The following is a 12599-nucleotide window of genomic DNA, read 5'->3' as shown; positions in this document are numbered from 1 at the left end:
ATGCACGTGACCGACCCGGTATCGCTGCGCCGCAAGCCCGCCCGCCAGACGACGATCCGCAGCGCCTACCGGCTCCAGCTACGACCGGACGCACTGACCTTCGCCGAAGCGCGCGCCATCGCGGAATACCTCCAGCAGCTGGGCATTTCGCACCTCTACCTCTCACCGATCCTGACCGCCACGCACGGCTCGACGCACGGCTACGACGTCACCGACCCGACCACGGTCTCCGCCGCCCTGGGCGGCCCGACCGGGCTCAAGGCCCTCGCCGACGAGGTGCGCAGCCGCGGCATGGGACTGATCGTGGACTTGGTGCCCAATCACGTCGGCGTGGCCGATCCGCGACAGAACGCCTGGTGGTGGGACGTCCTGCGGAACGGGCAAGAGTCCAGGTTCGCGCCGTACTTCGACATCGACTGGAGTCCCGGCAACGGCGCGGGCGGACGGCTGGCGCTGCCGGTGTTGCAGAGCGAGAACGATCCGGCCGCCTTGACCGTGGACCGCTCCGGCGCCGAACCCATGCTCGCGCTGCACGATCTGCGTTTCCCGATCGCGCCGGGCACCGACGGCGACAACGCCCTGCGCATCCACGACAAGCAGCACTACCGGCTGGTGAGCTGGAAGGCCGGGCTGTGCACCTACCGGCGCTTCTTCGCGGTCAGCAGCCTGGCCGCGATCCGGCAGGAGAACCCCGAGGTCTTCGAGGTCACCCACCGGGAACTCGCCGCGTGGTGCGAGCACGACCTGATCGACGGCGTGCGCATCGACCACCCGGACGGTCTGGCCGATCCGGCAGGCTATCTGACCCGGCTGCGCAGGCTGATCGGCCCGCACCGGTTGCTGCTGGTGGAGAAGATCCTGGCCAACCGCGAGCCGTTGGACGCGACGCTGCCGATCGACGGCACCACCGGCTACGAGGCGCTGGCCGATTTCGGCGGCGTGCTGGTCGATCCGCGCGGGGAACACGCGCTCACCGAACTCTCGCGCCGGGTCGCCGGGCACGGCAGCGACCGGGCCTGGATCGGCGAGACCGAGCACCGGATCAAGCGCGCGGTCGCGGAAACCATTCTGACGCCGGAGATCCGGCGACTGGTCGCCGCCATCAAACAGGACGCGAACGCCGAGAGCTTCGACACCATGGCGCTGACCAACGCCACCATCGAGGTGCTGGCGTTCATGCCGGTGTACCGGGCCGACTACGCGCCGCTGGCCGGGATGGCGGGCGCGGTGATCGCCGAGGTGGAGAAGCGCAACAGCGAGCTCACCGCGCCGCTGGCCGTCCTGGTCGCGGCGCTGGCCGCCGACGGGGCCGCGGCGGTGCGCTTCAGCCAGGTCTGCGGCGCGGTGACCGCGAAGGCGGTCGAGGACACCATGTTCTATCAGGCCGCGCGGCTGATCTCGTTGCAGGAGGTCGGCGGCAATCCGGCGCGCTTCGGCCACTCGCTCAACGAGTTCCACCTGTCCAACAGCCAGCGCGCGCAGCTGTGGCCCGCGACCTTGACCACACTGTCCACGCACGACACCAAACGCGGCGAGGACGTGCGCGCCCGTATCGGCGTCCTGTCCCAGGCCGCGGAGACCTGGGCGCGCAATGTCGACTCCTGGCTGGAGACCGCTCCGGCGCCGGACGGCGCGACGGCGCTGTTCCTGCTACAGAACATGTTCGGGGTGTGGCCCGCGGACGGCAGACCCGCCGCCTCGGTGCCCGGCCTGCGCGAACGCCTGCACGCGTTCGCCGAGAAAGCGATCAGGGAGGCGAACACCAAGACCTCCTGGGAGGAGCCGGACGCCGAGTTCGAGTCCGCGGTGCACGCGTGGCTGGATGTGGTGATCGACGGGCCGGTGGGCTCCGAACTCGGTGACCTGGTGCACGAGCTGGCCCCGCACGCCTGGTCGGACTCGCTGTCGCAGAAACTGCTGCAACTGTGCGGACCGGGCATCCCGGACGTCTACCAGGGCTGTGAGCTGTGGGAGGACTCCCTCGTCGACCCGGACAACCGCAGGCCGGTGGACTTCGCCGGCCGCGCGGGCATGCTCCAGTCGCTCACCGGCACACCGGCGCTGGACACCACCGGCGCGGCGAAGATGTGGATCGTCGCCTACGCGCTGTGGCTGCGCCGCGAACGTCCCGATTGCTTCGTCGGCGGCACCTACCGGCCGCTGTTCGCCACCGGCGACCACGCGGCCAAGGTGGTGTCGTATGCCCGCGGCCGCACCGGCGAGCCGCCCGAGGTCATCGTCGCCGCCACCCGGCACAGCGTGAGCCTGGCCGAGACCGGGTGGGGCGATACGTTTCTCGACCTGCCCGCTGGCAGCTGGACCGACCGGTTGACCGGCCACACCTTCCAGGGCCGGGCCAGGCTGGAGAAGATGTTCGGCAGGCTGCCCGTCGCGCTATTGGTGCGCTGAGAGCTCGAGCGGGGGCGCATCGGGCACCGCGGGAACCCGCTCGAGTTCCTTCGCGAAATCGCCGCGCACCTGCTCGAAGGTCTTCTCTGGGATCACCCCGCCCAGCTCTTCGCGCCAGCGCCGCAGATTCGCGGGCTGGTAGTCCAGCGCGTCCTGCGTGCTGACCGACAGCCGGACGCCCTGATCTGTGGGCGTGGCGATCCGCCGCCAGGAATCCCAGTGGAAGCGGCGGCTGCGGGGATTGCGCAGGGTGCGCACCAGATTCAGGACGCGGTAGCCGATGCTCAGCGAATCGTGCAGCCGCATGTGATCGCCCTTGGTGGTGTCGCAGCGCTTGGACAGCGCGTCCAGCCGATCCCGGTCGAAGGCCAGCCCGACCGACTCCGCCTCCCGGACCATCCACTGCAACGTCGCGTCGGACAGGCCGCATTCGGCGTAGCCGCCGCCGATATCGGTGTGCACGCCGGGGAACCACACCTGCTTGACCCGCTCGAAACCGCGCCGGTACTTCACGGTCGGTTCGACCGGCACCTCCCACAGGGACGGTTCGAAGTTGCGCCGCCGTTCATCGATGGCCAGCGCCTGGCGGGCGCAGTGCACGTGGCGGGAGAGCTTGACGTCGTGGAAGCGGTGCCGCAGCGAGGTGACGCCGGGGACGCCCAGCGCGCCGACGGTGTCGAACACGCCGAGGAAGTCGATCTTCGCTCTCCTGCAATTCTTCCGGCGGAACTCCTGCCATTCCTCCGGCTCGGCCGGATCCGGGTCCTCGGGCGTCGGCGCGGGCGGGCGCTGCCGATAGATGCGCAAGGCGTCCGGGTACTTGCCCGCGATCATCGCTTCCGGGGTCATGATCCCGATCCGGCTGATCAGACCGGCCAGGCTGCGCGCGGTGAAGGCGCCGCGACTGAAGCCGAAGATGTAGATCTCATCGCCCTTTTCCCAGTTCAGGGCGAGATGCCAGTAGGCGGACGACAGGTTCGCCTCGAGTCCGAGTCCGAAGGCGCCGCCCAGGAGGCGATCGCTGAGGAAACCGCGGGCGCCCGGGCCGGAGACGTAGGTGACCCACTGCTGGATCGTCTCCCCCGCCGGTCCCGGCGCGTCGAAGCGGATCGTCTGCGCGATCTTGACGATGTTCGACACCGTGCTGCTCGATTCGGCCTTCCAGGTGCCGTCGCAACATACAACGAGACGTTTCATGCGCTGATCCTCCCGCTGCTGTCCCACCGAAACCCGCGTATTCCACTACTCGAATTCATCGCGTGGGACGGGAAAGCGTTAATGCGGGAGGAGCTACGGCGTGTCGCCGGGCCGCTCGCCCAGACCCGCGAGCGCCATGCCGATCAGCCACCGCGCCGCCGCGAGCGCTGCCGCCGCCAGCACCGCGATCTGCGGCGAGCCCGTGATCAGGACCAGGACGAGGCAGGCCGCCAGCCCGACGACGAGCGCGTCGAGCTTGTAGGCCGGCCACGCGCTACCGGCGATGTCGATCGTGGTGCCGCGCGCCGAAGAGTGAACGACCGCCATCTCCTCAGGGTAGTCGGAACAAGAAGTTCGGGCCAGCGAACTTTTGTCGCAGGGAACACACCGATTCGCCGCGGTGTTGCGGCAGACATGCCACTGATAGGTGAATACGAACCGAGCACATCCGACTGGGCCCGCGAGCAAGCCGAGAAGTACGAGAACTCCGGCGGCACCGAGGGCGCGACCTTGCAGGGCAAGCCCATCATCCTGCTCACCACCAAGGGCGCGAAGAGCGGCAAGCTGCGCAAGACGCCGCTGATGCGAGTCGAGCACGACGGCGAGTACGCCGTCGTCGCCTCCTTGGGCGGCGCGCCGAAGCACCCCGTCTGGTACTACAACATCAAGGCCGAACCGCACGTGGAGTTGCGCGACGGCGCGGTCAACAAGGACTACACCGCGCGCGAGGTCTTCGGCGAGGAGAAGGCGCGGTGGTGGGAGCGCGCGGTCGAGGTGTGGCCGGACTATGCGAACTACCAGACCAAGACCGACCGTCAGATCCCCGTCTTCGTCCTCACGCCCAGGTAGTTTCCTACGCAGGTGGCCCGCGTGTCACGGCCACCCGCCGCAGCTCACCGGCGCGACGGGTGGCACCATGATTGGGGTGTCCAATCCGCTTGATGTCCTCGACGCATTGTCCGCTTCTCGCCCCGCGCTCACCGCGGACGAGATCGATACTGCCGCCAAGCGAATTGCCGACGTCATCGATCCGACCCCGCTCCAGCACAGCGAGCGGCTGTCCAAGCTCACCGGGGCGACCGTCTATCTGAAACGCGAAGACCTCAGCGCGGTCCGCTCCTACAAGCTGCGCGGCGCCTACAACCTGGTGATCCAGCTGACCGAGGCCGAACGCGCCGTGGGCGTGGTCGCGGCCAGCGCGGGCAACCACGCCCAAGGCGTCGCGTTCGCCTGTCAGACGATGGGGATCAAGGGCCGCATCTACGTCCCGACCACGACACCGAAGCAGAAGCGCGACCGCATCCGGGTGCACGGCGGCGAGTTCGTCGAGCTGATCGCGGTCGGCGAGACCTACGACGCCGCCGCCGCGGCCGCCGCCGCCGACGTGGAGCGCACCGGCGCGACCATGGTGCCGCCGTTCGACGACGCGCGCACCGCCGCCGGTCAGGGCACCATCGCCGCGGAGATCCTGGAGCAACTGGACGGAACGCCGGACCTGGTGATCGTGCCGGTGGGCGGCGGCGGCTGCCTGGCCGGTATCGGCACCTATCTGCGGGCGCGTTCCCCGCGTACCGCCATCCTGGGCGTGGAGCCCGCGGGCGCGGCCTCGATGACAGCGGCCCTGGTGGCGGGCGGTCCGGTCACGCTGCCGGAGATCGACCCCTTCGTGGACGGCGCCGCGGTGCGCCGGGTCGGCGCCGTGCCGTACGCCGCGGTGGCCGGATTCGGTGGGCGAGTGGTCTCGCACGCCTCGCTGCCGCTGCTGACCGTCAGCGAATCGCCCAGGGGCGCGGGCGCTTTCCAGATGATGCAGGTCGACGAGGGCGCGATCTGCACGACCATGCTCGATCTGTACCAGAACGAGGGCATCATCGCCGAGCCCGCCGGCGCGCTCACCACGACGGCGCTGGCGGAGATCAGCGTGGATCCCGGGTCGACGGTGGTGTGCCTGGTGTCCGGCGGCAACAACGACGTGTCCCGTTACGGCGAGATCATCGAGCGCTCGCTCGTGCACAGCGGCCTCAAGCACTACTTCCTGGTGGATTTCCCGCAGGAACCCGGCGCGCTGCGCCGTTTCCTCAACGAGGTGCTCGGCCCCGAGGACGACATCACCCTGTTCGAGTACGTCAAGCGCAACAACCGGGAGACGGGCGCGGCGCTGGTCGGCATCGAACTCGGCGCCCCGGACGGCCTGGGGCCGCTGCTGGAGCGGATGCACCATTCCCCGATCCAGTGCGAGCGCCTCGAGCCCGATTCTCCGGCCTACCGCTACCTGACCTGAGCGAATTGTCCAGCGGTTCGAGCCGACCCGAGCGGGATGTCCGGCGGGTCGACCGGGCCTGAGCCCCATCCTCGGCGGGTCGACCCCACCTCGGCCGGACCGCCGCCGGGTCAGGCCGCCTTGGGCGATTCCGCCGCCGGTATCCGGCGGCGGGAAGCGCGCAGACAGTTCATCATGAGCGGCAACAGCCAGAATGCCGCCGTCTGGTCGTAGCCGATCTGCGCGGCGGACAACCGGTTGTGCACGAAGCCGACCGACAGGCCCAGCCGGGGTTCGGCCCAGCCGAAGGAACCGCCGAGGCCGATATGCCCGAACCCGGCGTGGGCGCCCGGCGCCGGCAGCGAGTGGTAGCCCAGCCGCCACATCATCGGCAGATAGAACAGCGCGCGGTCGGGCTGATAGGTCTCGACCCGGCGCAGCGCCTTGATGGTGCGGCGGCCGAGGTACCTGCCGCCCGCCACGGTGCCGTCGCCGGCGAGCGCGCCGTACATCGTGGCCAGCGCGGGCGCGGTGCACACACCGTTGCCCGCACCGAGTTCGGTCTCCAGGATCGGCGGGCTCGCGCCCTCGAGAATGGCCTCCAGACCGGGCAGGAACAGGCAGCGGGTGGCGGCCCCGAGCGCGCCGGGAATCCGGTGGCTACGGCCGAGAACCGCGGCCCCCAGCGGCCTTCCGAGCATGCTCAGCTGCGTGCCCGCCAGCGGCGCGTAGGTGATCGCCGCGTCGGCCGGTGGCTTGCCCAGATGCAAGCCGTCGATGCCGAGCGGCTCGGCGACCTCGGTCTGGAACAGTTGGGCCAGGCCCGTGCCGGTGATCGCGCGGGCCAAGCCGCCGACCAGCCAGCCGAAGGTGAGCGCGTGGTAGGTGGGCACGCCGAGCAGGCGGTCGGGCTTCGCCGCGGCCAGGCGCTGCTCCATCAGCTCGTGATCCAGCACGTCGGCCAGTCCACCGGTGGCGAGCGGGGCCAGCGCGGACAGTCCCGCCCGGTGGGTGAGCAGCTGGCGGACGGTGATCTTGCGCTTGCCGTTGGCGCCGAATTCCGGCCAGTACTCCGCGACGGGGGCGGAATAGTCGAGCAACCCGCGGTCGGCGAGACGATGCACGACGGTGGCGGCGATCCCCTTGGTGGCCGAGAAGATGATCGTGCCGGTGTCCCTGGTCCACGGAGCGTCACCAGCGGAACCGACCCAGATGTCGATCAGCGGCTCTCCGTGCCGGTGCAGCGTGAACGCCGCGCCCGCACCCCGGCGAGTGCCGAAGGCCCGTGCGAAAGCACGCACGAACGGTGCGAATTCGGCGGCGGCGCTGCCACCCATCCCCGGGGGAAGAACCGCGAGGTCCCCGGAAGCGACGTTGCTCATCTCTCCACGGTAATGGCATGGGACGATTCCGGCAAAGTGCCTGTCTCGGACAGTGGCCCGCCCGTTATCCGAAACCGCCCGAAAGGCGGCCCGGAGCTGGGATTCCACGCTATCGGCGCAGGCCGGGCAGCGCGGTCTCCAGCAGGGTGAAGGAGTGGCCGGGAACGGTTGTGGCGGAAGGGCCGATCGTCGGGGATTCCCAGGACAGCAGCGGGAGGCCCGCGATCGGGATCGCGACCTGGTCCTCGCCGAGGTTGCACATCAGGGCCAGCGTGCCCCGGCGCACGACGATCCATCGCGCGGCCTCGTCGTAGTCCACCGAAACGTGGGTCAGCCAGGGGTCGCTGAGCTCCGGCCGGTCGCGGCGCAGGGCGAGCAGGGCGCGATAGCAGGACAGCAGCCGGGCGTGCTCCGGCTCGTCGGCCTCGGTCCAGTCCAGCTTGGAGCGCAGGAACGTCTTCACTTCCTGCGGGTCGGGCACCTCGCCTGCGGGCCAGCCGTGTGCGGCGAACTCCTTCTTGCGCCCGGATGCGGTGGCGGCGGCGATTTCTGGGTCGGTGTGCGAGGTGAAGAACTGAAACGGCGTGCGCGCCCCCCACTCCTCCCCCATGAACAGCATCGGCGTGAACGGGCCGCACAGGACGAGGGCGGCTTTGATCGCGAGCTGGCCGTCGGTCAGGTAGGCGCCGGGGCGGTCACCGAGCGCCCGGTTGCCGATCTGATCGTGGTCGCAGGTGTAGGCCAGCAGGGCGCTGCCCGGGATCAGGCCGCGATCGATCGGCCTGCCGTGCGTGCGGCCCCGGAAGCTGGAATACGTTGCGGCGTGGAAGAACCCGTGCTTCAGGGTGCGGGCCAGGCAGCGCAGCGAGCCGAAGTCGGCGTAGTAGCCCTGCCGCTCACCGGAGACGGCGGTGTGCACGGCGTGGTGCAGGTCGTCGTTCCACTGCGCGGTCAGGCCGTAGCCGCCTGCCGCACGCGGGGTGATCAGCTTCGGGTCGTTGAGATCGCTCTCCGCGATCAGCGTCAGCGGCCTGCGCACGTGAGTGGCCAGCCGCTCGACGGCGACCGACAGCTCGGCCAGCAGATGGGTGGCCGTGCGGTCGACCAGGGCGTGCACCGCGTCCAGGCGCAGCGCGTCGATATGGAAATCGCGCAACCAGCGCACCGCGTTGTCGAGGATGTATCCGCGCACATGGTCGGACTGCGGGCCGTCGAGGTTGAGACTCTGCCCCCAGGTGTTGCGGCCCTCGGTCAGGTAGGGCGCGAAGCGCGGCAGGTAGTTGCCGGACGGGCCGAGATGGTTGTAGACCACGTCCAGGCAGACCGCCAGCCCCCGGAGATGGCAGGCGTTGACGAAGCGCTGGAGGCCGTCGGGCCCGCCGTAGCTCTCCTGCACCGCGTACCAGAGCACGCCGTCGTAGCCCCAGTTGTGCGTGCCGTCGAAGGCGTTCACCGGCATCACTTCGACCACGGTGACGCCCAGTCCGACGAGATGGTCCAGCCGGTCGATCGCGGCGTCGAAGGTGCCTTCGGGGGTGAACGTTCCGATGTGCAGCTCGTAGTAGACCGCCCCGGCGTGCGGCCGCCCGGTCCAGTTCGCGTCCGTCCACCCCGCCGGATCGAGGGTGTGCAGCGCCGAGCGGGCGTGCACCCCGTCGGGCTGGCGCGGCGAACGGGGATCGGGCAGCACGGTCGGGTCGTCATCGAGCAGGAAGCCGTACCTGGCTCCGCTCGCGGCCGGAATATCGGTGCGCCACCACCCGTCCGGCGACCGAGTCATCGAGTGGACGACACCCTCCAGATCCAATCGCACCGCCTCCGGCCGCGGCGCCCACACCTCGAACACAGTCACCGCGCCAGCATCGCACGGGCGCGCCCGGCCCGCCGGATACGGACACCGACCTCGGCGCAGCGGCCTGCGCGGCCACCGGACACGGAGGCCCACCCCGACCACAGCGACGTGCGCACGACCACCGACACCGACCTCCCGGCCACAGCGGGACGCGGGGCCGCCGGACACAGACCCCGACCCTGGTCGCAGCGACGCGCACGACACCGACACCGACCCCCGGCCACAGCGACGTGCGCAGCCGCCGGACACAGATCCCGACCCACGCCACAGCCGCTTGTGCGGTCCCGGCTTCCCGGCCAACCGGCTGAAGTCGCTTCACGTGGTCCGCGCGACCACGGTGACCGAGCCGGGCGCAGACACCCGCCGGGTTGTGGCCATAGGACCCTGGCCCGGACGGGCGATGCCTGCAAGAGTGGAGGCGTGGGTGTCTATGCGGAGCACGTGGTTCCCCGGATCGTCAACCTGGCCTGCGGCATGCGGGACCTGGATCCGCTGCGCGAGCGGGCCTGCGCCGATCTGCACGGGCAGGTCGTGGAAGTCGGTTTCGGTTCGGGATTGAACGTGCCGTTCTACCCGGCGACGGTCGCGTCGGTGCGTGCGGTCGAGCCCGCCGATCTGGGCTGGCGGCTGGCGAGCGACCGCGTCACCGCCGCCACCGTGCCGATCGAGCGGGCCGGGCTGGACGGGCAGGCGCTGCCCTTCCCGGACGACACCTTCGACTGCGCGCTGTCGACCTGGACGATGTGCACCATTCCCGACATCGCCGCCGCGCTCGCCGAGGTGCGCCGGGTGCTCGTCCCCGGTGGGACCCTGCATTTCGTCGAACACGGGCTGGCGCCGGACGAGAAGGTGCGGGCGTGGCAGAACCGGCTGAACCCGGTCCAGAAACGACTGTTCGGCGGCTGCCACCTGAACCGCGATATTCGCGGCCTGGTGACAGACGCCGGTTTCGAGATCCGCGACGCCGAGTCGTTCTACGGGGAGCACGCTCCCCGCTTCCTGGTCGCCCAGACGCTCGGTGTCGCGGTGTCGCCCTGACGATCAGACGATGCGGACCGACAAGGTATAGGTCGCGTTGCCGCGACTCGGCTCCACCGAGATGGTGTAGTAGCCGCTGCGCGGCAGGGTGATCCGGCTCCAGGTCTCCTCGAGGCACAGGACGCTTCCGTCGGGGGCGGTGGTGGCGAACCGCGCGTTGCCCTCGACCGAGGTGAGTTCCGTGATCAGCGTCTGCCCGGCCCGCGCCTCGAACGCGTAGGTGTCGGCGTCGCCGCGAACCACCGCGCCGTCGATGGACGCGTGGTCGCTCCCCGGCGCGAACTCGATCGCGTACACCGACCCCGCGTTCGCGGCGCCCGCGCCGACCGCCGCGACGGCGAACGCGGCCGCGAGCACGGTGGCGCCGAGTACGAGCAGGCGCAGGCTCCGGAGTATGGCTTGCATGACGATCCTCTTTCCTGGAGTGGACGACTTGCCGAGAACTGTCCGCCACCCCGCCAATCGAATGCTTAACAGCCGCTTGGACATCGGATAACCACAGGTCGGAGCCCCGCCCGGAATATACTGTAACGCCCTGTCCAAAACCGTGCTACCGTGAACCCATGCCACGCCCCAGGTTGTTCGACGAGGACCGCGCGCTGGACGCGGCGATGCACGCGTTCTGGCGCACGGGGTACGAAGCGACCTCCACCGAAGACCTGTGCGCCGCGACCGGACTGGGCCGCAGCAGCATCTACAACACCTTCACCAGCAAACGCGACCTGTTCGAGCGCGCCCTGCGCCGCTACATGACGACCAAGAACGCCGCGACATTCGACCTGCTCGCCAGCCGGACGGAGGTGCGCGCGAAGATCCACGCACTGCTGTGGCAAATCGTCGAAGCCCCCGAGGAGGACCCGCTCGGCTGTCTCGTGGTCAATTCGACGATCGAGTTGGCCCCGCGCGACCCCGAACTGGCCGCCGTACTCGCCGCCGACCAGGAGCGACGACTCGCCGTGCTGACCGACGCGTTCGAAACGGCCAGACGCGCGGGCGAGATCGCACCGGACAAGAACCCGTCCGCCTTGGCCCATTTCGTGATCGCCACCATCGGCGGCATGCGCGTGGCCGCGCGCGGCGGAGCGGATCGCGAGACACTGGCCGCCATCGCGACTACCGCGCTCGACGCGCTCTGAACCTTCCACCCCTTGGCGACGGCTTTGCCGTGCCCTCATTTTGGATAGATCAGTACAATATAAGGAGGTACCGATGCCCGTGGCGATCTACGTCCTGGGTCTGTCGATCTTCGCCCAGGGCACCTCGGAGCTGATGCTCGCGGGCCTGCTCACCGAGATGGCCGCGGACCTGGGCGTCTCCGTGCCGCGCGCGGGCCTGCTCATCTCGGGGTTCGCCCTGGGCATGCTGGTGGGCGCGCCGGTGTTGGCCGTGGCGACGCTGCGCTGGTCGCGGCGCACCGCACTGCTCGCCTTTCTCGCGGTGTTCGTCGGCACCCACGTGGTCGGGGCGCTGACCTCGGACTACTGGGTGCTGTTCGCGACGCGGGTGGTCGGCGCGTTCGTCTATGCGGGGTTCTGGGCGGTGGCCGCGACGACGGCGATCGGCTTGGTCCCCGCAACCGCGCGCGGCAAGGCGATGAGCGTCGTCGCGGGCGGGCTCACCCTGGCCATCATCATCGGGCTCCCGGCGGGCACCGTGATCGGGCAGCAACTGGGTTGGCGGGCGGCGTTCTGGGCGGTGGCGCTGCTGTCGGCGGCGACCGGCATCGGCGTGCTGGCGAAGATCCCCGGCGGACGGACCGACGCGCCGATGCGACTGCGCACCGAACTGCGCACGATGGCGCGCCCCGCGCTGTGGCTGTCCTACGCCACCACCGCACTCGCCATCGCCGCCCTGATGGTCACCTTCGCCTACCTCGGCGCTCTGCTGTCGCGCGTCACCGGTATGGCGGACAGCTGGATCCCGGTGGTACTCGGCATCTACGGGCTCGGCGCGTTCCTCGGCATCGTCGTGGGTGGGCGCACCGCCGACAATCGGCCGCTGACCACCTTGTACGTCGGCATCACCGGCGGCGTGCTCACCTCGGCGCTGCTCGCCCTCACGATGGAACACCCCGCGCCCGTCGTGCTGTTGTCATTCCTGTTGGGAGCCTTCGGGTTCGGCATCAACCCGACCTTGAACAGCCGCGTCTTCACCCTCGCGGGCGACGCGCCCACCCTGGCGGGAGCCACGAACATCTCCTCGTTCAACGTCGGCATCACCGCGGGGCCTTGGATAGGCGGCCTGGCCATCAGCGCGGGCCTCGGCTACGCGGCGGTGGCCTGGATCGGCGTGGTTCTCGGCGTGGCCGCACTCGCTGTTGTGGCGTGCAGCCACGCTTTGCACCGCAAGGAGGTGGCGCGAGCGTCGGTCGAGACACCCGCCCCGGCACTGGCCGACGTGGGATAACTCCTCCTCGCGCAGGCAGCGGCCCTGGCTCGACGATGCAGATCGAGTGCAGGGC

11 protein-coding genes are annotated in these 12599 nt (G+C 70.0%); 6 read left to right on the top strand and 5 right to left on the bottom strand.

Going from position 1 to position 12599, the window contains the following annotated elements:
• Positions 1–2409, top strand: a complete 2409-nt coding sequence (treY, locus tag ACZ6DL_RS29950) for a malto-oligosyltrehalose synthase (protein ID WP_466056342.1) — start codon at positions 1–3, stop codon at positions 2407–2409.
• On the opposite strand, the gene ACZ6DL_RS29945 is transcribed toward treY, so the two are convergent.
• Both ACZ6DL_RS29945 and ACZ6DL_RS29940 read right to left on the bottom strand, forming a co-directional pair.
• Complete coding sequence (locus ACZ6DL_RS29945) at positions 2395–3606, bottom strand: DUF2235 domain-containing protein (protein ID WP_357120974.1); 1212 nt, start codon at positions 3604–3606, stop codon at positions 2395–2397. The two genes, treY and ACZ6DL_RS29945, sit on opposite strands and share 15 nt — an antisense overlap.
• Positions 3607–3699: 93 nt before the next feature.
• On the bottom strand, positions 3700–3933 hold the full coding sequence (locus ACZ6DL_RS29940; protein WP_466056124.1) for a hypothetical protein: 234 nt from the start codon (positions 3931–3933) through the stop codon (positions 3700–3702).
• A gap of 87 nt (positions 3934–4020) precedes the next feature.
• On the opposite strand from ACZ6DL_RS29940, the gene ACZ6DL_RS29935 reads away from it, so the two are divergent.
• Positions 4021–4455, top strand: coding sequence for a nitroreductase family deazaflavin-dependent oxidoreductase (locus tag ACZ6DL_RS29935; RefSeq protein ID WP_466056123.1), 435 nt, complete (start codon positions 4021–4023; stop codon positions 4453–4455).
• Positions 4456–4531: 76 nt separating this feature from the next.
• Positions 4532–5887 carry a threonine ammonia-lyase IlvA gene (gene ilvA / locus ACZ6DL_RS29930; protein WP_466056122.1) on the top strand — a complete coding sequence of 452 codons (1356 nt, stop codon included), beginning with the start codon at positions 4532–4534 and terminating at the stop codon, positions 5885–5887.
• Between the two features lie 110 nt (positions 5888–5997).
• On the opposite strand, the gene ACZ6DL_RS29925 is transcribed toward ilvA, so the two are convergent.
• Together ACZ6DL_RS29925 and treZ are read right to left on the bottom strand one after the other, a co-directional pair.
• On the bottom strand, positions 5998–7248 hold the full coding sequence (locus ACZ6DL_RS29925; RefSeq protein WP_466056120.1) for a serine hydrolase domain-containing protein: 1251 nt from the start codon (positions 7246–7248) through the stop codon (positions 5998–6000).
• 109 nt (positions 7249–7357) lie between these two features.
• Entirely contained in the window at positions 7358–9100 is a 1743-nt protein-coding gene (gene treZ, locus ACZ6DL_RS29920; RefSeq protein WP_466056118.1) for a malto-oligosyltrehalose trehalohydrolase, read from the bottom strand.
• Positions 9101–9520: 420 nt separating this feature from the next.
• Between treZ and ACZ6DL_RS29915 the strand changes: the two genes are divergently transcribed.
• Entirely contained in the window at positions 9521–10138 is a 618-nt protein-coding gene (locus tag ACZ6DL_RS29915; RefSeq protein WP_040865979.1) for a class I SAM-dependent methyltransferase, read from the top strand.
• Between the two features lie 3 nt (positions 10139–10141).
• Here the strand turns inward: ACZ6DL_RS29915 and ACZ6DL_RS29910 are convergent, their stop codons facing one another.
• The gene (locus ACZ6DL_RS29910; protein WP_393238370.1) at positions 10142–10543 is read right to left on the bottom strand and encodes a hypothetical protein; all 402 of its coding nucleotides are present in this window, start codon (positions 10541–10543) and stop codon (positions 10142–10144) included.
• A 158-nt stretch (positions 10544–10701) separates the two neighbouring features.
• On the opposite strand from ACZ6DL_RS29910, the gene ACZ6DL_RS29905 reads away from it, so the two are divergent.
• Together ACZ6DL_RS29905 and ACZ6DL_RS29900 are read left to right on the top strand one after the other, a co-directional pair.
• Positions 10702–11274, top strand: coding sequence for a TetR/AcrR family transcriptional regulator (locus tag ACZ6DL_RS29905; RefSeq protein WP_466056115.1), 573 nt, complete (start codon positions 10702–10704; stop codon positions 11272–11274).
• 73 nt (positions 11275–11347) lie between these two features.
• Positions 11348–12544 (top strand): Cmx/CmrA family chloramphenicol efflux MFS transporter, encoded by a 1197-nt coding sequence (locus ACZ6DL_RS29900; protein ID WP_466056113.1) that lies wholly within the window; start codon positions 11348–11350, stop codon positions 12542–12544.
• Positions 12545–12599: the final 55 nt, after the last annotated feature.

This window comes from Nocardia sp. NPDC041819, assembly GCF_055590505.1.
Note: the sequence above shows the minus strand (reverse complement) of the source record. Positions and strands in the feature narration are given on the sequence as shown.

Bases quoted from the DNA above. Each gene is read 5' to 3' on its own strand.
- ACZ6DL_RS29900 (WP_466056113.1), top strand. From the start codon at position 11,348: ATGCCCGTGGCGATCTACGTCCTGGGTCTGTCGATCTTCGCCCAGGGC.
- ACZ6DL_RS29940 (WP_466056124.1), bottom strand. From the start codon at position 3,933: ATGGCGGTCGTTCACTCTTCGGCGCGCGGCACCACGATCGACATCGCC.
- ACZ6DL_RS29945 (WP_357120974.1), bottom strand. From the start codon at position 3,606: ATGAAACGTCTCGTTGTATGTTGCGACGGCACCTGGAAGGCCGAATCG.
- ACZ6DL_RS29905 (WP_466056115.1), top strand. From the start codon at position 10,702: ATGCCACGCCCCAGGTTGTTCGACGAGGACCGCGCGCTGGACGCGGCG.
- ACZ6DL_RS29925 (WP_466056120.1), bottom strand. From the start codon at position 7,248: ATGAGCAACGTCGCTTCCGGGGACCTCGCGGTTCTTCCCCCGGGGATG.
- ACZ6DL_RS29935 (WP_466056123.1), top strand. From the start codon at position 4,021: ATGCCACTGATAGGTGAATACGAACCGAGCACATCCGACTGGGCCCGC.
- treY (WP_466056342.1), top strand. From the start codon at position 1: ATGCACGTGACCGACCCGGTATCGCTGCGCCGCAAGCCCGCCCGCCAG.
- ACZ6DL_RS29910 (WP_393238370.1), bottom strand. From the start codon at position 10,543: ATGCAAGCCATACTCCGGAGCCTGCGCCTGCTCGTACTCGGCGCCACC.